Origin of the sequence: Acinetobacter sp. ESBL14 (genome assembly GCF_036668815.1) — a bacterium.
GTDB lineage: Bacteria > Pseudomonadota > Gammaproteobacteria > Pseudomonadales > Moraxellaceae > Acinetobacter > Acinetobacter gyllenbergii.
Genome location: NZ_JAZEVS010000005.1, coordinates 233,726 through 255,237, shown reverse-complemented (window position 1 = coordinate 255,237; position 21,512 = coordinate 233,726). Strand labels below are relative to the sequence as shown.

Here is a 21,512-nt window from a genome sequence, read left to right as displayed (position 1 = left end):
TATTTTTAAATTATCTTTTATCTTTTTTTAACAATTTTTATATCCACAAATACGCAGCTCATGTTTAAGATTTAGACAGCTTCAATCGAATAAAGCATTTATAACATCAACTTTAATCCATTGGAAAAAAAGCTTTCATCAACCTAGAGTAAAAATACAAAGGATGTGAACTTGATCATTATAAATCGCACTTAGGCATCTGATATTTCGATACCCAATTTGCACATGAGACAGTTAAGCATTCATATCTTTGAACGGTCAAACAATTGAGGTGACCTAGCTCACAGGTCATCTTGATGGAGATAGAATATGAGCCAAGACGATAAAAAATGTCCTTATAGCCACTTAACCACTGATTTTGGTGCACCTGTGGTTGATAACCAAAATAGTATGACCGCTGGCGCTAGAGGACCGTTATTAGCCCAAGATTTATGGCTAAATGAAAAACTTGCCAACTTTGTCCGTGAAGTGATTCCTGAGCGCCGTATGCATGCTAAAGGTTCTGGTGCATTTGGTACATTCACCGTCACCCATGATATTACGCAATATACCCGCGCTAAAATCTTTAGCGAAATTGGTAAAAAAACCGAGATGTTCGCGCGCTTTACCACGGTTGCAGGTGAACGCGGTGCAGCAGATGCAGAACGAGACATTCGTGGTTTTGCTTTAAAATTTTATACCGAAGAAGGTAACTGGGATATGGTGGGAAATAACACCCCTGTATTCTTCTTGCGTGACCCGCGTAAATTCCCTGATTTAAATAAGGCCGTTAAGCGCGATCCTAAAACCAACCTACGTAGCGCAACCAATAACTGGGATTTCTGGACTTTACTACCCGAAGCGTTACATCAAGTGACCATCGTGATGTCTGATCGTGGTATTCCTGCAAGCTATCGTCATATGCATGGTTTTAGTAGCCATACCTACAGCTTCATTAATGCTGCCAATGAACGTTTCTGGGTAAAATTCCACTTTAGAACGCAACAAGGGATTAAAAACTTAACCGATGCAGAAGCTGGTGAATTGGTGGGTCAAGATCGTGAAAGTCATCAGCGTGATTTATTTGATGCGATTGAACGTCAAGACTATCCAAAATGGACGCTTTTCGTGCAAATCATGCCCGAGCAAGATGCCGAGAAAGTTCCGTATCACCCATTCGATCTAACCAAAGTATGGCCTCACGGTGATTATCCACTGATTGAAGTTGGTGAATTTGAACTAAATCGAAATTCTGAGAACTTCTTCTTGGATGTTGAACAATCTGCTTTTGCTCCAAGTAACCTAGTACCAGGCATTAGTGCTTCTCCAGACCGTATGTTACAGGCACGCCTGTTTAACTATGCCGATGCACAACGCTATCGCTTGGGTGTGAATTATCAACAAATTCCAGTCAATGCTGCACGCTGCCCTGTACATAGTAATCACCGTGATGGCCAAGGCCGTACCGATGCCAACTATGGCGGCTTACCACACTACGAACCAAACAGCTTTGGTCAATGGCAAGAGCAACCTCAGTACAAAGAACCGCCATTAAAAATTAATGGTGATGCTGATTTCTGGGATTACCGTGAAGATGATAATGACTACTTCAGCCAACCACGTGCCTTGTTCGAATTGATGACACCTGAACAACAAGATGCATTATTTGGTAATACGGCTCGTGCCATGGGTGATGCCTTAGACTTCATCAAGTATCGTCATATCCGTAATTGCTATGCTTGCCATCCTGCTTATGGTGAAGGTGTAGCGAAAGCATTAGGCATGACCGTTGCAGATGCTCAAGCTGCTCGTGAAACCGATCCAGCCCGTCATTTACCTAGTTTTCTGTAAACCTTAAATATTGAAATAAAAAGCCATCCTCGGATGGCTTTTTTAATGCAGTTGAGTGACAATTTATTCAACACCCAATTAGAACAATAAATATGCTGAAATCATTAGAACACCTAATCCAAAACCATGACATTATTCTGTTTGATGCAGAGTGCGTGCTATGCTCAGCTTGGGCAGATTTTATGATCAAGCATGATCCACACTGCCAATTCAAACTGGTCTCGGTGCAATCCAATCTGGGGCAGCAGTTATTAACGCGATATCACTTCCCAACTGACCAGATTGAAACCATCCTGTTACTAGAAAAAGGTCAATGCTATACCGAATCGACGGCCTTTCTTCGTATTATGCAGCGACTGAATTTCCCTTATCGCAGCTTGAAATATGCCCGTCTTGTGCCTCAAGCCATCCGAGATTTTGCTTATCGCCGTATCGCCTTAAATCGCTATCGCCTGTTTGGTAAAACTGAACAATGCTATGTCGTGACCCCAGATATTCAGCAGCATTTCCTCGTGGATGAAATTGTCACATGAACAGCGAAAACCAAACCATTCAGCAGATCTTAAGGTTTTCTCAGTGGGTGATTGCCAGCCTTTGGATGTATCAGGGCCTGATTCCCAAGTTAATTTTTCAGGTGCAAGATGAGCACTATGTTTGGCAGCAACTCAATATCGCTCCATCATATATTGCTTGGATGATTTCACTTTCAGGTCTCGCCGAAATCATTTTTGGTAGTCTTTTTTTATGGATGCAACATAAATATCTGCACGGGCTCAACATCATCAGCCTGATTGGCTTATTGATTGTCGTTTTAGTGATTTATCCAGACAAGATCTATCAGGCGTTCAATCCTGTGGTCATGAATATTGCATTGGCAAGTCTTTCGGTGATTTCACTGTGGTGTATCAAAGCACTACAAAACGCTAAGCCCGAATAAAGTGCCCTTCACGAATACAATAAAATGGATTCACCAATTTTGAAGACGATTTCATGGCTTGCTGCAGTTCATGTTCAGGCGCATCACGATCTTCATCCGTAAGCTGGAAGGTACGGTAATGTATCGCCAAAGAACGATGGGCATGCAGATCTAAATGGGCATGAAAAGCATCTTGCGGATTCATATGCACATAACGCATCAGCAAGCGTGGCTCATATGCTCCGATCGGCAATAACGCCACTCGCGCGTCACCATAACGTTCATGGATCTGTTTAAAGTGGGTGGAATAGCCGGTATCACCCGCAAAGAAACAATGGCCTGTTTTGGCGAGTAGGGAGAAACCGCCCCACAAAGCCCGATTTTGATCTCTCACCCCACGCCCAGAAGTATGCTGCGCAGGTGTATACGCGATCTTCAACTCATCATGAAACGGAATTTCCTGCCACCAATCCATTTCAATCACATGTAAATGCTTAGGTAGATAATAGCCATTGCCCAAGCCCGTATAAATCGGCATTTCGAATTTCTGATGTAACCATTCTAAAGTTGCCAAATCCATATGATCATAATGATTGTGGCTTAACAACACCCCATGAATGCTTGGTAAATGCTCTAAGGCAATTCCCGCAGGACAGACACGGCGTGGGCCATTGCCCTGTTTCGGGCTGACATACTCACACCAGACAGGATCGGTTAGGAAATTATAAGGGCCAATTTGAATGAGAACCGTGGCATGACCCACAAACCAAATTTGCCAGTCATTCAAATCGGCATGCGGGCGGTTCTGCGGCAGCTCCAACATGTGATTACGCAAAGTCCATTCATGTGAACGGTCTACATTCCAAGTATAAGACTGCCGTGTCGCCAGCCATTTGAGCAAACCTTTACGATCAAATGGGGTTAAGGGTTTCTGTAAATTATAAAAACGGTCAATGCCACAATGGTCAGAAGCCTCATGTGGAAAAGGAGGTTTCCCCCAAGTATGGCTCAAGCAAGATTGTGTCGGCAATTGATAGGTTAATGTCGGCTTATCTTTCATGTAGGTCTTCTTTGGTGGAATCTCATCGCATGAGGTGAATGGTTTGGTATACCGTTTAGGTCATGGACTATTTTTTAATGCGATCGCCTTTCAAATCGTAATGATTTTTTTAGGATTCTCGTTTTATTCCAGTTTCTAACATCGGTCTTTGATCCTAACATAAGCTTATGCCATATGTTGATTTTCTCTCGCTGAGTCAACACAATTTTACCGAACTAATAAGGCATAATGACAATTCAGTCCCAAGTGCAAATAACTCATTTTTGCTATTTTTTATATTTTAGAAAAAAGCATATTGTATATAAAACAAGCTTAGATATAATGCGGCAACAGTATGATTTTCTCACTATCATAAGCAAAACAATAATAAAACATTCTTGGACCCGTCTTATGGAATTACGTCATTTACGCTATTTCATTACCGTCGCTGAGGAGCTGAGTTTCAGTAAAGCAGCACTCAAACTACACACGTCTCAGCCCTCTCTCAGTCAGCAAATCAAAGACCTCGAAGATGATGTTGGTGTGCAACTGTTACATCGCACCAAACGTAAAGTTGAACTAACCGATGAAGGTCAGGTTTTCCTCGAACAAGCTCGCCTGACGCTCACACAGGCAGACAAAGCGGTGACCATGGCACGACAGGTGGCTGCGGCCAAAGTGCAATGCTTAAAAATCGGTTTTGTGCCCTCTGCCGAGATTCGGATTTTCCCTTATATCTTGCCGCGTTTAAGAGTTCGCCTACCCAAACTACAAATTCGAACGCTCAATCTCAAAGAAAGCGATCAAATCAATAAGCTTAAAAAAGGCGATTTAGACCTGATTTTTATTAATCAAAAATTTGAAAATGAAGCATTTGTAAGTCAATTGGTCATCAAAGAAGCTTTAGTGTTTATGCTGCCGAAACAACATCCTTTAGCACAGCATGCAGAGATCAACATTGCCCAATTACAGGACTTACCTCTGACCATTTTAACCCACAAGCTGTCTCAACCTTTGGCACGAATCATTACCCAATACATTAAACAGCAGCAAATTCATTTTCAAAGTATCGATGAAGCCAGCACCATTGCAGAGGCTATTCAAGCGGTGCATTCAGGGCATCGTTGTGCCATTTTACCGGCCTATATCCAAGCATTAGCCACTGACCAAATCGTCGTCAGACCGCTCAACCACCCGCTGCCCTGTCTAGATGTGTTTATCAGCTATCAAAAACAAGACCCAAGTGAGGCAACACAACAGTTCATTGAAGAGATTCAACGGGTATTTGCATTCGATCTCATCACCAATCTCAAACCAGAAGAGTAAATATAAAAAGCCGAACGAATCGGCTTTTTATTGGATGAGGAAACTTTCAGCTTAGGCGTTACTAAAAAATTCAGCAAATTTTTGATAGCTTGGTCTTTGTTTCATGTTGTCCAGATAATGCTCAATTGCAGGATGCGATTCGATCTCCCCCATTTTTAGCTGCCAAAATAACATGGCTGCAACCGTGACATCCGCGGCCGTAAACTGCTTGCCACATAAATAGGGATCAACTTCACTCAGTCCTTGCACAAAGGCATTGTAGGCATCCTGATAATCCCCATATCCAACAGAAGATTTTTGCTCAGGTGCGACATCCACACCGAGCATTTTATTAGTCGAAGCAGCTTCCCACGGCCCTGAAATAAAGAATAACCAACGATAATACACGCCACGCTTGGGGTCATTCAGTGCTGGTGCCAATCCTTTGTCCGCAAATTTATCCGCCAGATAAGCACAAATTGCATCCAGCTCATACACCACCACATCACCATCGACCAGCACAGGGACTTTGCCAAAAGGATTGATTTTCAGATATTCAGGCGTTTTCATCTCAGTTTGAAAAGCCACTTCGATACGCTCGCATTCAATGCCCAGTTCGATCAGCAACCAATCAACCACGACGCCACGCGAAAAATTATTGGTATAAAGTTGAAGAGCCATTTTGATATTTCCTTGGTGAGTTATTCTTATTTCAATGTAAGTGTTTTGATTGTCAGTTTTTGTCAGTAGTCGAACGACACACTTCCTGTGTCCACCAGCGTTGAAAGAGTTGTTGTTTGAATTGTGGGTACAGCTCCTGGCTCAGCGCCAATTGCTGAATGCGATCAATTCTAAAATGACGAAAACCTTGACGTAATTCGCACCATGCTGCCAGTACAATTCGATCATTAAAATAGCCCAGTGCAAAAGGCCACAATGTACGGGAACTGACCCGTTGCTGCTCATCCGCATAATCGACAACGATTTTGACTTGCTGGCGGATGGCTAAGCGCACCTGCTCCACCAAAGCTTCATTTACAGGTAACCAGACATTGATTGATCTTAATGTAGTGTGTTCTAGCATGTGCTGGCAGCGCTCTGGCAAAACTGCATTCAGTTTGGCAAGCACAGCCGTTGAAGCCGACTTTAGGGCCAGATCAGGAATATCGTTCAACCAGTTCAGAGCCAAGAAAATTGCTTCGATTTCGGTTTCATTCAATGTCATCGGTGGCAGTAGGAAATCTTGTTTCAGCTGAAAACCCAATCCAGCTGCGGCATCAATACAAACGCCTTGCTCACGCAAGGTATCAATATCGCGATAGACACTACGCTGACTGATCTGTAAACGCTCTGCCAACACCTGCGCGGTCACCGGATAGCGATATTCTCTCAGCAGCTGTAATAGATTAAGTAAACGGATTGAACGACTCATACGATCCCTATTGTTATTATGAATGATGGGAATACGAACCCTCCCATCATTGTCGTTTCATCTGATTCGGATAAATTAACTCTCGGTTAAGGCAGCCACATTCAACACACTTTGCAAATAAGCATGTAGATCCTGCACATTGTGCGCAATGGTCAAGGGTTGATATTGCTGCAAGGTTTCAATGCTATGCACCCCATAACTGACCCCAATCCGTGGCATATTCAGATTTTGTGCCATTTCCAAGTCATAACTGGTATCCCCCACCATCACAGCACGGTCAGCAGTGACATCCATTTCAGTCAAAATTTCCTGCAACATCAATGGATCTGGCTTGGATTTGGTTTCACTGGCAGCACGGGTGATATCAAACAGTGTATGACTATCGGTTTGTGCCAAGACACGATCTAGGCCTTTACGGCTTTTGCCTGTTGCCACAGCAAGCTTTAGACCTTGCTGTTTTAAATCAGCGAGCAACTCTGCAACACCGCTAAACCATGCATCCCCTTTGGAGTTTGCCACATAATGGTCTGCATAACATTGCAAAATATCTTGCTGTAAATGCGGAACTTGTGGAAACAGGATTTGCATGACTTCAGGCAAACCTAAGCCAATAATACTTTTTGCAGCTTCATCCGTCAGCGGTTGTTCAAATTGCTGTGCTGCGTATTGCAAGCTTGCTACGATTTGCCCAACCGAGTCGAATAAGGTGCCATCCCAATCAAAAATCACCAGTTCGATATTTTGACTCATTTCTGCTTTCTCAACTGATCGATCACCTGTTGCATATCTTCAGGCATGGGCGCTTCAATGCTTGGATAGTTTGGAATATCTAAACGCATCGCATGTAAGCACAAACGGCGGGCTTCTGGACCCGTATAGGCCGTATTATGGCCATATTTATCATCCCCAACCAAAGGATGACCAATACTGAGACCATGCACACGGATTTGATGGGTACGACCCGAGAGTGGTGATGCATGCACCAAAGTCGCGGCTTTAAAACGTTCAACCACTTTCCAGTCCGTCTTGCTCGGCTTACCCTCTTTGGTCACACGAACACGACGCTCACCATTGGCCAGTTCATAACGCAATAAGGGTGCATCAATCATTTGCTGATCTAGGCTGACTTGACCTTTGACAATTGCGGCATAAGTTTTTTGAATCTTATGCTCACGCAATAAGTCTTGCAGTAATTTTAAAGTGCTGCGCTTTTTACTGATCATCACCAAACCAGAGGTATCACGGTCAATACGATGGATCAGCTCCAGATATTTTTTACCAGTTGCGGCACGCAAGGCTTCAATCAAGCCATAAGCCACACCACTGCCACCATGTACCGCAATCCCTGAGGGTTTATTGATCACCAACAGCCCTTCATCCTCATACACCACACGACTGAGTAAACTTTGCGCTACGCTATCGCTTACTGGAGCAGCCGTTTCATCCTTTTGTTCATAACGAATTGGTGCAACCCGAATCTGGTCGCCAATGTTCAATCGCGTTTCGGCTTTTATTCTTTTTTTGTTTACGCGTACTTGTCCTTCACGAATCAAACGATAGATTCGACTCTTCGGTACACCTTTTAATCGGGTAAATAAAAAATTATCTATTCGCTGCCCGTCTTGATGCTCATCCACGTCAAACCAAGTGACACTTTGCCATTGTTGTGTAGAATTCATACGCTCGATTAATCCAAGATTTGCTAAATATGATTAAAAAATGATCATTTAGCTAAGTTATTTCACAAGAAACCTAAACTTAGCCCATAGGCAGATGCTGCAAGGTTTGATATATTCAGCGCACGGATACCGCCGTAAGTGAGCATCAAATCAGAAATTTTATTTAGATAAAATTTTCAATCGATGAGATATTCACCAACAACTCGGATAGGTCCTAAAGAATTATGCCGACGCCGAAGGCTTATTATATCGGCAAAATGGCAAACTGTTGCGTTTAATTGTGCATCAGCACATACAGTTTGTTCAGAAAAAATATGTCGCCAGCAATTTGCTGGTTATTAAACGTAAACTGATCCACATCAGACAATTTGCTCCCTGATGTCGCATTCAGGCTAAAGCGTTGATGCATTGGAACTGCTAAGCAGAGATACGATGATCATTCCGTATCGAGACTTCCAGATGGATCGACTTCAATGCTTAATGACAGTGAAAGTCACCATCCAATGCACCGCTCACCCGCCAGTGAAGCGTACAGGAAACTTTGATTATGTCGGATCTAGTGATATTTCACAGATGTAAGACATGCCATGAAATATCAACGGATTCCAGATTGAAGCAATATTGCTGACATCGAAATAACCGTATCAGAGCCCACAGCTGGATATTTACAGTCAGTGGTTTCAGAGCGACCTATACAACGTTGCTTCTGAGTCTTGATCGCGCCAATGAGATGTTTGCTCAAAAATATTGGGCTTGTTGTTTGTGTGCATCACTATTAGGTGTCACACCCATGAAACGTATGTTGATTAATGCAACCCACGCCGAAGAAGTTCGCGTTGCACTTATCACTGGTAATCGTCTTTACGATTTCGATTTAGAGAATCGTACACGCGAACAAAAAAAATCAAATATCTATAAAGGTCATGTCACTCGCGTTGAACCGTCTTTAGAAGCGGTTTTCGTTGAGTACGGCGCACAGCGTCAAGGCTTTTTGTCTATGCGAGAAATTGCAAACTCGTATTTCAAAGCTGACCCTCGTCAAACTTCAAATATTCGTGAACTCATTACTGAAGGCACTGAATTACTGGTTCAAGTTGAAAAAGAAGAACGTGGCAACAAAGGTGCTGCGCTTTCAACCTTTATTTCGCTTGCAGGCCGTTACTTAGTTCTGATGCCGAACAATCCGAAAGGTGGCGGTATCAGCCGTCAAATTTCAGGTTCAGTACGTGAAGAACTGAAAGAAATTTTAGCCTCTTTAAATGTACCGCGTGGCATGAGCGTGATTGTTCGTACTGCGGGGATTGGCCGTACTCAAGAAGAGCTTCAACTCGACTTGCAACACTTACTTGACCTTTGGGCACAAATCCAAGGTTCAGCAAGCTCTGGCCCATCACCGATGTTGGTGCATCAAGAAGCAGGTGTGGTGACCCGTGCGATCCGTGATTATTTACGTGATGACGTAGCTGAAATCCTGATTGATAGCGAACAAGCCTATAACGAAGCGTATAATTTCGTAAAAGCAGTGATGCCACGTCAGTTAGACAAATTAAAAACCTATACCTTGAATGAGCCATTGTTTGCTCATTTTGGAATTGAAAGCCAAATCCAAACGGCTTATGAACGTGAAGTAAAACTGCCTTCTGGTGGTTCAATCGTCATCGACCAAACCGAAGCCTTGGTTTCAATCGATATTAACTCGGCGAAATCAACCCGTGGTCATGATGTTGAAGAAACGGCGTTAAACACCAACTTAGAAGCAGCCGAAGAAATCGCACGTCAACTGCGTTTACGTGATATCGGTGGCCTAGTCGTCATCGATTTCATCGACATGACCAAAGACCGTAACCAGCGTATGGTTGAAGCAAAATTACGTGAAGCGACACAAAGTGACCGCGCACGTATCCAATTCGGTCAACTGTCACGTTTTGGTCTGATGGAAATGAGCCGTCAGCGTTTACGTCCTTCTTTAGAAGAAGCCACAGGTTACGTTTGCCCACGCTGTCATGGTACGGGTATGGTGCGTGACTTACGTTCGTTGTCACTTTCAATCATGCGTAAGGTTGAAGAAATTGCTTTACGTGAACGCCAAGGTGAAGTTCAAGTTGAAGTGCCTGTTGAAATCGCAGCGTTCTTATTGAATGAAAAGCGTCATAGCCTAGTGTACTTAGAACAAACTTCAAATGTTCGTGTGACGGTATTGCCTCACCCGCACTTGGAAACACCACACTACCAAATCCAGTTCAACCCTGATGGTTTTGCACCGTCAAGTTATGAACGTACTGAAGCCACTCGTTCTAGCGAAAAAGAATTGGGTTATGAGTCTTCAGACTGGCATTTGGAAGATGCAGAGCATCACCATGCGCCTGCTGCGCAAAACCAAGCTGCTGCACCACAGAAGAAAGGCGCTGCTCAGCAACAGGCCGCTCAAGCAAAACAAACTCAAGCAAGCACACAAAAGTCAGCTAGCCCTTGCGCTTGGTTAGAGAACCTATTTGTTCAAAAACAAGCTCAAACCACTGATCAATCCCGTTCTGCTCAAAATGCAGCCGCAGCGATTGAACAAATGGTGAATAACGGTGCGGTAAGCCGTGGCCAGTTTGGTCAAGTCAACGTGCCAGTTGTAGCTGAAACTGCTGCACCAGCAGCGACCGCAAACAATGCTTATATTTCACAAAATCCTGTGAAACAAGAAGCGCGTGAAACTTTTGAGAAAGACGAAAAATCTCATCGTCCAAATCAAAACCAGAAGAAGCGCAAGCACAAAGAACAGCGTGAACAACACGCACATGCACATGAACAACAAAATCAAGTGCATGAAGAAGTGGTTCAACTGTCACGCCAAGAACAGCGCCAAGAGCAACGTGAGTTAAAGCGTCAACAAAAACGCCAACAACCACAAGAGTCTCAAAACCAGCAACAACATCATGATGCTGCTCAAGGTCATGAGTCTGCGCCGTTGCCACGTCGTGACCGTAACCAGCAACGTCCAAATCGCCCAAATCGTCATCGCGATCAAAGCGTATTGAATGAAGCTCCTGCTGCAACTGAAGCACCAGCAAATCCACAACAGGTTAAAGTGGATGTAGTCGATGCGCCGCGTAGCGAACCAATGAACACAGCACTGGTTGTGAATATTGATCAAGGTCAAAGCGAAATTGTTGCATTGACGCCACAACAGACCAATGCGCCAGCTGCAAAAGCAGAAGTTGCAACAACTGTTGTAGAAAAAGCTGAGAAAAAACCTGTAGCTCAAGCAGAACCCGTGGTTGCGAAAGAAGCACCTGCTGCTGTGGTAGAAGAGACAGCTCAAGCACCGGTGAAACGTGCCAGCAATGACCCACGTTCACGTCGCCGTCAACGTGGTCATCAATCAGCTCAGAAAGCAGTTGTTGTACCAAAAATTGCACCATCGCAAATTCCAGCGTTGGGTCAATACACTTTGGGTAGCTTGATTCGTCATGTTTACGGTGAAGATTGCACCATTTTGATTGAGCAATTTGGTTTGATCACTACGTTTAACCGTGCCCTACAAAAGTTTGCTGAGCAATATGCAAGCTCTTTAGTGGTAGAAACAGTAGTTGAGGAAGAAAAGCGTCCTGTCACACGTGATGCTGAGCTTCCAAGTCAAAAGCCGACTGAAGAAGCTGAACCTGCGCCAGTGTTAGCATTAACACCACCTGAAGCTGCGGCTATTCGTGTTGCCAATGATCCGCGTGAACGTCGTCGTTTGGCTAAACTTGCTGCGGAACAAGCGAAAGAAGCACATATTGCATCGACTGCTGCTCCAGCACCTGTTGAAAACACTGAAACGCAAGAAGAAGTGAAACCAGCAGATGTTGCGGTTGTCACAGAAGAAGTAGCCCCTGCACCTGAGCAACAACCCTTAGAACTTGCTAGTACTGAAGTTGTCGCAGAAGTTGCACCCGTTGAAGCTGAAGCAGCTGAACCTACCGTAACTACTGAGGTTGAAGCCGTAACTGAAACCGTTGCAGAAGTTGCTGAACCTGTTCAAGCTGCTAAAAAAGCTGAACAAAAGCCAGCAGCAACAGAAGCAGAACTTGAAGATGAAGCAGCGAAAGCGGAAAAAGAGAAATCTAGCCGCCCTCGTCGCCCGCGTGGCCGTCCACCTAAAAAAGCCACAGCTGAGTGAGTCATTTGCTAAATTGCACTCAATAAGGCGAAGCCTAGTCATTCCGATGACTAGGCTTTTTTGTTATTTTGTTAAAATTAGGTTGATTGCTCTAGGCACTTACCATTACAAAACAGCATCAACAACAATGGTGTGAATGGTTGTGTTCTAACGGATAGCCATTTCTTGGATTGATCGAAAAATAAACAGGATTGATATGAGCCAAACTACGCAGACCGATATAATTACTCTTGGTGATGTTGCTACTCGACTTCCAAACTTCATCACTAAAGTCCCTCATATCCTCAATGGTCTTAAACAAGCATATTTGCGAACACCAACGTCTCCCGCGGGTTTAGGTATTGCCTTTGAAAAAGCAGTCAAGCGCAACCCTCAAGGCATCGCACTGTTATTTGAAGATCAAAGCTATAGCTATCAAGCACTCAATGAATGGGCAAACCAAATTGCACATTACTATTTATCGCTTGGTGCAAAAAAAGGCGATGTGATTGCTGTGATGGTAGAAAACCGTCCTGAACTGATTGCCAGCATTGTAGCTTTGGCCAAAATCGGGGTCACGATTGCCCTCGTCAATACCTCACAGGTGGGTAAAGTACTTGCACACAGCATTAACTTGGTCAATCCAATTGCCGTAATTGCGGGTGAAGAAGTTCGTGCTGCCATTGATGAAGCACGTCAAGACTTGAAGGTCGCTCAAGATCGTTTTCACTGGTTTGCAGACCAAGAAACGCGTAAACATGCAGGTACAGCACCGCAAGGCTATGTGAATCTTGCCCAACAAATTGATCAGTTTCCAAAATTCAATCCATCAACCACTCGTACTGTAAATGGCAAAGATGGATTGTTCTACATCTATACTTCAGGCACTACGGGCTTACCAAAGGCCGTAATTTTCACACATAGCCGCTGGACACTCGCTTATGGCACCTATGGTCACATTCTGAATCTCGGTAAAGATGATGTGATGTACGTGACGCTCCCGCTTTACCATGCAACCGGTGTGGTGGTGTGTTGGTGTGGTGTGATTGCAGGTAGTGCCACATTGGCAGTACGCCGTAAATATTCAACCAGTGCGTTCTGGAAAGATGTGCAAAAGTTCAATGCTTCTGCGATTGGTTATGTCGGTGAATTGTGCCGCTATCTGATTGATGCGCCTGTTACAGAACAAGATCGTGCGCATCGTGTGACCAAGATGATTGGTAATGGCATGCGTCCAAATATCTGGGGCAAGTTCAAAGAGCGTTTTGGTGTCGAAGAAGTGCTTGAACTTTATGCATCAAGCGAAGGCAACGTTGGTTTTAGCAACATCTTCAACTTTGACAATACGGTTGGCTTCTCTCCAACACCGTATGCAATCGTTGAATTCGACAAAGAAAAGAATGAACTGGTCCGCGATAAGAAAGGTTACTGTAAGAAAGTGAAGACTGGTGAAGTGGGCTTGCTGATTGGCAAAATCACCAGCCGCTCACCTTTCGATGGCTATACTGACCCAGAAAAAAACAAGTCGGTGATTTTGAAAGATGTGTTTACCCAAGGTGACTCCTATTTCAACACCGGTGACTTGGTGCGTGATATCGGCTTCCGCCATGCCCAGTTTGTGGATCGTTTAGGTGACACCTTCCGCTGGAAAGGCGAAAACGTTTCAACCACAGAAGTTGAAAATATGGTCTGTGAGTATGAAAAGATCGTAGAAGCAGTGGTTTATGGCGTTGAAATTCCAAATACCAATGGTCGCGCAGGTATGGCGGCGATTACCTTGGTTGATGGTGCGGCACTCAATGATGCAGATTTAACCGATATGGTCAATGTATTCAAAAAATGCTTGCCTTCTTATGCGATTCCAGTGTTCTTACGTGTTCAAGAGAAAGTTGAAACTACGGGCACATTTAAATACCAGAAGAATAAACTGAAAGAAGATGGCTTTAATCCAAGCAAAACTTCTGAACGTTTACTGGTTTTATTACCAGGTGCAAGCAGCTACACTGATGTAAATACAGAGATCTTTGACAATATTCAGAGCTATCAATACCGTTTCTAGTTTATTTTTTAGCTAAACAAGAGGAAATCGTGCTTTTTATAAACAATCATGCACATGTTTTTAAATTTCCTCTTGTGTTAGCTGAATAAGTTGCTAGAATACGCAACATCAAAACGAAGACGCATTTAGAACGAATTAGTTTTAATTGTGTGGCATGTTTAAACACTTGCTTATGGGTCGTTAGCTCAGCTGGTAGAGCAGCGGACTTTTAATCCGTTGGTCCCGCGTTCGAATCGCGGACGACCCACCATCTAATGTTTTGATAGTTTGTAAAATGTATTTTACAAATGCCTGTAAGAGGTTAAGCTACAGAAAATCATAGATTTTCTCTTGCGCTCAGGTAAAACGTTGTTTTACTTATCCTCGCTCAGGGTCGTTAGCTCAGCTGGTAGAGCAGCGGACTTTTAATCCGTTGGTCCCGCGTTCGAATCGCGGACGACCCACCAAATTCTAAAAAGCCTCATCATTGATGAGGCTTTTTTATTGTCTGCTCAATTTCTTTCAAAAAAATGACAGATTCATTTGAATGACTTTAAGCATCCATGCCTAAAGCATCACAACCGTTTAATTATAAAAATTTCTCTAGCACCGAGTTTAAAAAGATATGTCCTTGCTCAGTACAGGCAATTTGGTTTGCATCAGCAATCAATAATTTTTTCTCACGCAACTGATTCAGGCTTTCGCTCAAATCATCCAATTCAAGTCCCGTGCGCTGGGTATAAGTGTCAGCAGCTACACCTTGATTTAAACGCAAGGCATTCATCATAAATTCAAAAGGCAATTCTTCTGCCTCAATTCGCTTCATTTGCACGTGTTCAGCAGGCACTTTGGCTAAATAGTCCTTCGGTAAACGGGTTTTCTGAAAACGATAAACGCCATCTGGTCGGGTGACTTTGCCATGCGCCCCGGCACCAATCGCCAAATAATCACCAAATTGCCAATAATTTAAGTTATGCGCAGATGGCTGTTCTTTACGCCATGCTGAAACTTCATAATTCACATAGCCATTGGCTTTTAAATATGCTTCACCTTGTTCTTGAATATGCTCTAGCACTTCATCTTGCGGTAATACTGGCTGAGTGCGGAAGAAAACAGTATTGGGTTCAATGGTCAGTTGATACCAGCTAATATGCGTTGCACCCTGCTCCACAGCCAATCTCAGGTCGGTTAAGGCCTGTTCTTCACTTTGTTGGGGTAAACCATGCATGAGATCGACATTAACGCGCTCAAAGCCAGCCTGACGCGCCTGTTGAATTGCATCCAGTGCATTATTGGCTGAGTGGATACGACCAAGACGCTGTAAGTGGTCTGGATCAAAACTTTGCACACCGAGTGATAAGCGATTAATCCCCACTGCTAGATAATCGGCAAATGGATCATGTTCCACCGTACCTGGATTGGCTTCTAGTGTAATTTCACAATCGGCTTCAAAGTCTAAACGTGCTTTGAGTTGATCGAACAACCATTGATAACCTTGTGCAGAAATCAGTGAAGGCGTTCCCCCACCAATAAACACACTATGAATCGATCGGCCTTGTGCCATTTCAATCTGCGTCTCAAAGTCAGCCACTAATGCCACAAGATATTGCTGTTCCAAATCCAATGACAATTGCCCATCTGGAACGGCATGTGAGTTAAAGTCACAATAAGGACATTTACGTACACACCACGGCATATGGATATACAAGGACAGTGGGATATTTGCAGGATTTAACAGACTCAAAATACAAGCTCAATAATAGAACCTGACTATTTTAACATGACTCGGCTCGGTACAGTTGCAGCTTCAATACGGGATACAACTTATCATCCCCTACGGATTCAGTTAGACTGAAAGCAGAAAGAACAATTAGACCGATAATATGATGAAAATTTCCAGCCAATTGCTATTTATTCTGCCCCTAGCTTTAGGGATTGGAATTGCAATGGCCTTTCAAACGGCAATCAATGCACAACTTCGCGAGTATCTCAACTCACCACTACAAGCCGCCTTACTTTCCTTTTTTATTGGGACGATTATTCTAGCCCTGCTGGTTTATTTCCAAGGTGCAGCTAAACCGAGTTTAAGTGAACTTTCCCAAATTCCATGGTTTCTCTGGTTAGGGGGATGCCTTGGGGTTTATGCAATCAGTATGAGCATTTATACTGCACCTAAACTTGGATTTTTAACTTTCTCGGGTTTAGTGATTTTCGGGCAACTGGTCATTTCAATGTTGATTGATCACTTTGGCTGGTTAGGTACAGAAAAAACACCAATCAATTGGCAACGCCTGCTGGGCAGTATTGTGATTTTTATTGGTGTGCTATTCACACTACAACGCTAAGTCTCCCTCATTTTAATAAGAGTATTTTTTGTGTCCCATGCCACAACCAAGCGGTTTGAACTTAAACAGCTGTTCCATTTGATGTTTCCGATCCTGATTACACAGTTTGCGCAAGCTGGATTAGGTTTAATTGATACCATTATGGCAGGGCATCTGTCTGCCACCGATTTGGCCGCGATTGCCGTGGGTGTTGGTCTATGGATTCCAGTCATGCTGCTCTTTGCAGGAATCATGCTGGCAACAACACCTTTGGTGGCAGAAGCCCGTGGTGCAAGAACCCCTGAAAAAATTCCAACCATTGCCCGCCAGTCTTTATGGGTCGCTGTGATTCTCGGTATTGTAGCGATGTTGATTCTGCAATGTATGCCCATGTTCCTACCGCTCTTTGGTGTGCCTGAAAGCTTAATACCGAAAGCGAGCCTATTCTTACACGCGATTGGCTTTGGTATGCCTGCAGTGATGATGTATGCCGCACTACGCAGTTATTCTGAAGCATTGGGACACCCACGTCCTGTCACAGCCATTAGCTTGATTGCCTTACTGGTCTTGATTCCGCTGAACTTTATCTTTATGTATGGCTTTGGGCCAATTCCTGCACTAGGCAGCGCAGGCTGTGGTTTTGCAACAGCGATCTTGCAATGGTTGATGTTTATCACTTTAGCGATTTATATTTCCAAAGCCAAAGCCTATCAACAGGCGCCGATCTTCACCAAGTGGGAAAAACTTGATCCCGTGTGGATTAAACGCATTTTAAAACTGGGTTTACCGATTGGCCTCGCCGTATTCTTTGAGGTCAGTATTTTCAGTACTGGGGCGATTGTACTAGGTCCGCTCGGTGAAAATGCCATTGCAGCCCATCAGATTGCCATTTCAGTCACCTCACAGCTGTTTATGATTCCGCTGTCCTTAGCCATTGCCTTGACGATTCGTGTTGGCATGTATTATGGCGAACAAAACTGGCATGCGATGCGACAAGTACAAATCGTGGGATTGATCACCGCTACGATCTTTGCTGCCTTCACCATGACCTTGATTGCGCTTGCACGTCCCTATATCGTGGCGATTTACACCACGGATATCGATGTGATTCCAGTGGCGATGTATCTGCTTTGGTTCGCGATGGCTTATCAGCTGATGGATGCTTGGCAGGTCAGTGCCGCAGGTTGTTTACGTGGCATGCAAGACACGCAAGCGCCAATGTGGATCACCTTAATGGCGTATTGGGTGGTGGCCTTCCCGATTGGTTTGTATCTGGCTCGCTATACGGCTTGGGGCGCTGCGGGTGTCTGGCTCGGCCTGATTATCGGTTTAAGCATTGCCTGTGTACTGCTAATCGGCCGTTTATATTTGAACAATAAACGTTTGGCACAGCGTGCCCTCAATACATAAAAATTAACTCGCATTGAGCGTTATTGATTCAGGGCAGCATGGATGCTGCTCTCAAACTCATCCTCTCATTCAATACCTCCATTTCCCCCCTTCACAGCATACTTACATCACTTAACATTTTGGTATAGGCAATTTAAGTTTTGTCGCCTATGATCAAAGCATCACGTTGAAACTGGATCACCCGAGGTCAAGTCCATATGGCAAAACATGCAAGCTCTCCCAGTAAGCGTTTTTTTAAACTGGCTGGCATGACCGCAAGTATTGCCAGCAAAAGCGTTGCCAACTCCATTCGTAATCTCACCGCAGATGAAGAACAAAAAAATGCTGCTCGCAGCAAATTGTTCCAAGACATCGGCTTACAAATTGCCGACACCTTAGGTGAGATGAAAGGTGCGGTGATGAAAGTCGGGCAAATTGCTTCGCAATATAAAGACATCTTCCCACCAGAAGTCGCGAAGGCGATTGCCAAACTGCAACGTCAAGCCCCTGCCATGCCTTTTGCTGCAATTCAGCAACAAGTTGAAAAAGAGTTGGGCAAACCTTTAAACCAGATTTTTAGCTCGTTTGAGACTGAACCTTTTGCTGCTGCCTCGATTGGTCAAGTACATCGTGCAGTACTGCCAGACGGTCAGGCTGTGGTGGTGAAAGTGCAATATCCTGGGGTGGATCAAGCCTGTGAAAGTGATTTAAAACAGGTTCGTCTGGCCTTACGTTTAATGGGCGTGTTAAAAATTGATAAGAAGCTGCAAGATCAACTGTTTCAAGAAATCCAAGACAGTTTATCTGCCGAACTGAATTATGAAATCGAAGCACAAAACTTAGAAGTGTTTAAAACCTTCCATGAAAAGCTGGATGATCAAATCATCATCCCAACCGTGTATAAAAACTATTCATCGCGTCGGGTACTGACACTCAGTCTTGAACAAGGTGAATCGATTGAAACTGCCAGCACATGGTCAGTTGAAACGCGTAATCAAATTGGTCGTCGTCTGATTCGTGCTTTAGGACAGGAAATGTTTTTCTTGAAACGTTTCCATTGTGATCCACATCCCGGCAACTTTGCGTTCCGTGAAGATGGCAGCGTGATTATTTATGATTATGGCAGCGTTAAAACCCTTTCACCTGAAATCATTCAGCACTTCAAAGCACTGGTCAATGCAGCCCGCCAAGAGGATATTGCTCAGGTTGAAGATCTACTGGTGGAACTGCATTCGATTGCTGAGAAACAAAAATTCCCAACTGAACTGTATACCCAATGGATTGAAATCCTGTTGCGTCCATTAAGTACCCATTATGACTTTGCCAAGAACTCATCGCATCACGATGGCATGCTATTAGTGAAAAAATCCCTGAAATACTGGGATGTGTTTAAGCCTTCTCCAGATACCTTAATGGTCAACCGAACCATTTCAGGACATTACTGGAACCTGATTCACCTCAAAGTGCATGACAATCTCAACGATTTATTTGAAGAATTGGTCCCAAACTAAACGTCATAACAATGCCAATCAAATGATTGGCTTTTTAACTGTTCATCTATGTTTAGTTAGTCAATTTGCACTGTATAAGGATAATCTGCACTCTCCTGATTTTCATCCACGTTAAGGATGACTTTTCCCTTGTCCTTTTCACCATACAATTTCAAATGATAAATGTATGTATTTTTAGTTTTATGGACATTAAACAGAACTGTAGATTTATAGATTTTATAATCTGTGATATGTCCAAATTTCGCTAAAATCTCAGGATCATTTTTAAGGATAGGCTCTATTCGATTGATATTCGATTCAGAGTAAGTACATTTATACATTAAAGCGAAAAATGCAATAAAAACAATGAATGCGGGAATGAAAAAACGCGAGTCAGAATTAATCCTCATTGTTATTTTTGCTCATACTCGATATATCCCTGCTAATTTAACAAATCAAATGGCTTGAGCAAAGTTCCATATCTCATACTCGCTGATACATTGCTTACAAATAAATTCCAAAAAAACTTGAAATGAATAAGATTGACGGCATATATTGTTATGTTATAACATTTCTATTAATAATAGGAGTCATTCAAAATGCGTAAAGATATCCACCCTGCTTATCAACAGGTCTTGTTTCACGATACCAATGCCGATGCTTACTTCTTAATTGGTAGTACGCTTCAGACCAAACAAACCAAAGAATATCAAGGTCAGGTCTATCCTTACGTTACCCTTGATATTTCCAGTGCTTCACATCCGTTTTATACAGGTGAAGTTCGTCAAGCCAGCAATGAAGGTCGTGTCGCAAGCTTTAACAAACGCTTTGCACGCTTTAACCGTAAAGCTTAATTTTCATTTAAGTTTCACACATTAGGCTGTAAGCATTAGAAGTCTAAGGCTATCTCTCCTCCACTTAGACTTCTTTTTTTATACCTCACTTTCAAGAATCCAGCTTGGCCTGCCCCACCACCCCAAATTCAATCGGTGTTTTGACATAAAACAAAGAGATTTCTTTGTCATTCAGATAGTTCATTAATTCTGTTGCCTGCTCATCTGTCACTGCAAACTGAATCTGCACAGGTCGATCCGCCAATTCAAAAAAACTAGCCGAATGAAATAAGCCTTGATGATCCACACCTTCCAGTCCAGCGAGCACTGTTGCTCCACGCAAATTCATCTGTTTCGCCACAGCCAACAACCACTCACTCATCTGTTGTCCCTGATAAGCCCGATTTTGTGCCGTATAAAAACTCAGTAAAAATCCATTCATTGTCATCACTCCAAAGCTATGCAGCACTGAGCCATTGATGCAAGCTCATGCCTAAAATGGTAAACAGTAATGAGCCAATCACATGAATCAGAATCGCTGCACAGGCATAACCCAACTTACCACTTTGTAATAAGGCAATAATCTCAGCAGAAAAGGTCGAAAAGGTGGTTAATGCACCACAAAAACCTGTAATCACAAACAGTTTGTAATTTGGACTCAGTGAACTTTGAGAAAAATAAGAAATTGCAAAACCAATAATAAAGCCACCAACAAAGTTAACGGTGACTGTACCTAAAGGAATATTGGGAAAAATTGGATTGAGTTTTAAACCCAAGAACCAACGCAACCATGCACCGAGTACCGAGCCAAGCGCGATTGAGAGTAAAGGATAGTACATGGTTTACTCCACACATCGCGCAGGAGATAAAGCGATATTTAACATGGATAGATCTATGTATTTTTGATTATTTTTCATCTGCGAACTCCAAAATGGGAACAGAGCACGCACGAACCTACGCCCCCTGTTCAGGGTAACGTAGGCATCATTAGCCACAATGGCGGTTTGTAATAGGAGGAATGCCATCTCCTTTGTTCTAAAATAACATAATTTTTAGACAACTCAACCGCTGTTTTTAAGCTTCAAGCAACTGTGTATAAACATAAAGT

19 protein-coding genes, 2 tRNA genes and 1 riboswitch are annotated in these 21,512 nt (G+C 43.3%); of the genes, 13 read left to right on the top strand and 8 right to left on the bottom strand.

Going from position 1 to position 21,512, the window contains the following annotated elements:
* Positions 1–309: 309 nt before the first annotated feature.
* The 3 genes from V6E90_RS16330 to V6E90_RS16320 all read left to right on the top strand — a co-directional run bounded on the left by V6E90_RS16330 (position 310) and on the right by V6E90_RS16320 (position 2,767).
* Positions 310–1,830, top strand: a complete 1,521-nt coding sequence (locus V6E90_RS16330) for a catalase (protein ID WP_016542402.1) — start codon at positions 310–312, stop codon at positions 1,828–1,830.
* Between the two features lie 92 nt (positions 1,831–1,922).
* Complete coding sequence (locus V6E90_RS16325; RefSeq protein ID WP_332605902.1) at positions 1,923–2,363, top strand: thiol-disulfide oxidoreductase DCC family protein; 441 nt, start codon at positions 1,923–1,925, stop codon at positions 2,361–2,363.
* A complete protein-coding gene (locus V6E90_RS16320) occupies positions 2,360–2,767 on the top strand; it encodes a DoxX-like family protein (RefSeq protein WP_065343679.1) in 408 nt (135 codons plus the stop codon). Before V6E90_RS16325 ends, V6E90_RS16320 begins: the two co-directional genes overlap by 4 nt.
* On the opposite strand, the gene V6E90_RS16315 is transcribed toward V6E90_RS16320, so the two are convergent.
* Positions 2,754–3,806, bottom strand: a complete 1,053-nt coding sequence (locus V6E90_RS16315; RefSeq protein ID WP_065343678.1) for an MBL fold metallo-hydrolase — start codon at positions 3,804–3,806, stop codon at positions 2,754–2,756. The genes V6E90_RS16320 and V6E90_RS16315 overlap by 14 nt on opposite strands.
* Positions 3,807–4,196: 390 nt before the next feature.
* Here V6E90_RS16315 and V6E90_RS16310 point away from each other — a divergent pair, with 390 nt between their 5' ends.
* Positions 4,197–5,111 (top strand): LysR substrate-binding domain-containing protein, encoded by a 915-nt coding sequence (locus V6E90_RS16310; protein WP_016542398.1) that lies wholly within the window; start codon positions 4,197–4,199, stop codon positions 5,109–5,111.
* Between the two features lie 51 nt (positions 5,112–5,162).
* On the opposite strand, the gene V6E90_RS16305 is transcribed toward V6E90_RS16310, so the two are convergent.
* From V6E90_RS16305 to V6E90_RS16290, 4 genes are all read right to left on the bottom strand, one after another.
* Positions 5,163–5,771: a glutathione S-transferase family protein gene (locus V6E90_RS16305; protein WP_016542397.1), complete on the bottom strand. Its 609-nt coding sequence runs from the start codon at positions 5,769–5,771 to the stop codon at positions 5,163–5,165.
* Positions 5,772–5,823: 52 nt separating this feature from the next.
* Positions 5,824–6,522, bottom strand: a complete 699-nt coding sequence (locus tag V6E90_RS16300; RefSeq protein WP_016542396.1) for a helix-turn-helix transcriptional regulator — start codon at positions 6,520–6,522, stop codon at positions 5,824–5,826.
* A 75-nt stretch (positions 6,523–6,597) separates the two neighbouring features.
* Entirely contained in the window at positions 6,598–7,272 is a 675-nt protein-coding gene (locus tag V6E90_RS16295; RefSeq protein ID WP_332605899.1) for an HAD-IA family hydrolase, read from the bottom strand.
* On the bottom strand, positions 7,269–8,201 hold the full coding sequence (locus V6E90_RS16290) for an RluA family pseudouridine synthase (protein WP_016542394.1): 933 nt from the start codon (positions 8,199–8,201) through the stop codon (positions 7,269–7,271). Before V6E90_RS16290 ends, V6E90_RS16295 begins: the two co-directional genes overlap by 4 nt.
* 432 nt (positions 8,202–8,633) lie before the next feature.
* On the opposite strand from V6E90_RS16290, the gene V6E90_RS16285 reads away from it, so the two are divergent.
* The 5 genes from V6E90_RS16285 to V6E90_RS16265 all read left to right on the top strand — a co-directional run bounded on the left by V6E90_RS16285 (position 8,634) and on the right by V6E90_RS16265 (position 14,835).
* On the top strand, positions 8,634–8,780 hold the full coding sequence (locus tag V6E90_RS16285) for a hypothetical protein (protein ID WP_016542393.1): 147 nt from the start codon (positions 8,634–8,636) through the stop codon (positions 8,778–8,780).
* 211 nt (positions 8,781–8,991) lie between these two features.
* On the top strand, positions 8,992–12,351 hold the full coding sequence (locus V6E90_RS16280) for an Rne/Rng family ribonuclease (RefSeq protein WP_332605898.1): 3,360 nt from the start codon (positions 8,992–8,994) through the stop codon (positions 12,349–12,351).
* A gap of 196 nt (positions 12,352–12,547) precedes the next feature.
* Positions 12,548–14,389, top strand: a complete 1,842-nt coding sequence (locus V6E90_RS16275) for a long-chain-acyl-CoA synthetase (protein ID WP_016542391.1) — start codon at positions 12,548–12,550, stop codon at positions 14,387–14,389.
* Between the two features lie 174 nt (positions 14,390–14,563).
* A tRNA-Lys gene (locus tag V6E90_RS16270) sits at positions 14,564–14,639 on the top strand.
* Positions 14,640–14,759: 120 nt separating this feature from the next.
* Positions 14,760–14,835, top strand: a tRNA-Lys gene (locus V6E90_RS16265).
* Between the two features lie 122 nt (positions 14,836–14,957).
* Here the strand turns inward: V6E90_RS16265 and hemW are convergent.
* Complete coding sequence (hemW, locus tag V6E90_RS16260; protein ID WP_332605896.1) at positions 14,958–16,112, bottom strand: radical SAM family heme chaperone HemW; 1,155 nt, start codon at positions 16,110–16,112, stop codon at positions 14,958–14,960.
* A gap of 139 nt (positions 16,113–16,251) precedes the next feature.
* On the opposite strand from hemW, the gene V6E90_RS16255 reads away from it, so the two are divergent.
* The 4 genes from V6E90_RS16255 to V6E90_RS16240 all read left to right on the top strand — a co-directional run bounded on the left by V6E90_RS16255 (position 16,252) and on the right by V6E90_RS16240 (position 20,425).
* Positions 16,252–16,713, top strand: a complete 462-nt coding sequence (locus V6E90_RS16255; protein ID WP_016660479.1) for a DMT family transporter — start codon at positions 16,252–16,254, stop codon at positions 16,711–16,713.
* A gap of 30 nt (positions 16,714–16,743) precedes the next feature.
* Entirely contained in the window at positions 16,744–18,102 is a 1,359-nt protein-coding gene (locus V6E90_RS16250; RefSeq protein ID WP_016542388.1) for an MATE family efflux transporter, read from the top strand.
* 197 nt (positions 18,103–18,299) lie between these two features.
* A complete protein-coding gene (locus tag V6E90_RS16245; protein ID WP_332605893.1) occupies positions 18,300–19,592 on the top strand; it encodes an ABC1 kinase family protein in 1,293 nt (430 codons plus the stop codon).
* Between the two features lie 578 nt (positions 19,593–20,170).
* Complete coding sequence (locus tag V6E90_RS16240) at positions 20,171–20,425, top strand: type B 50S ribosomal protein L31 (RefSeq protein WP_004656092.1); 255 nt, start codon at positions 20,171–20,173, stop codon at positions 20,423–20,425.
* 91 nt (positions 20,426–20,516) lie between these two features.
* Here V6E90_RS16240 and V6E90_RS16235 read toward each other — a convergent pair whose 3' ends face one another.
* Together V6E90_RS16235 and crcB are read right to left on the bottom strand one after the other, a co-directional pair.
* Positions 20,517–20,846, bottom strand: a complete 330-nt coding sequence (locus V6E90_RS16235; protein ID WP_332605892.1) for a DUF190 domain-containing protein — start codon at positions 20,844–20,846, stop codon at positions 20,517–20,519.
* Between the two features lie 16 nt (positions 20,847–20,862).
* Positions 20,863–21,243, bottom strand: coding sequence for a fluoride efflux transporter CrcB (crcB, locus tag V6E90_RS16230; protein WP_004802433.1), 381 nt, complete (start codon positions 21,241–21,243; stop codon positions 20,863–20,865).
* A 132-nt stretch (positions 21,244–21,375) separates the two neighbouring features.
* A riboswitch (Fluoride riboswitch) is annotated at positions 21,376–21,442 on the bottom strand.
* Between the last annotated feature and the right edge of the window lie 70 nt (positions 21,443–21,512).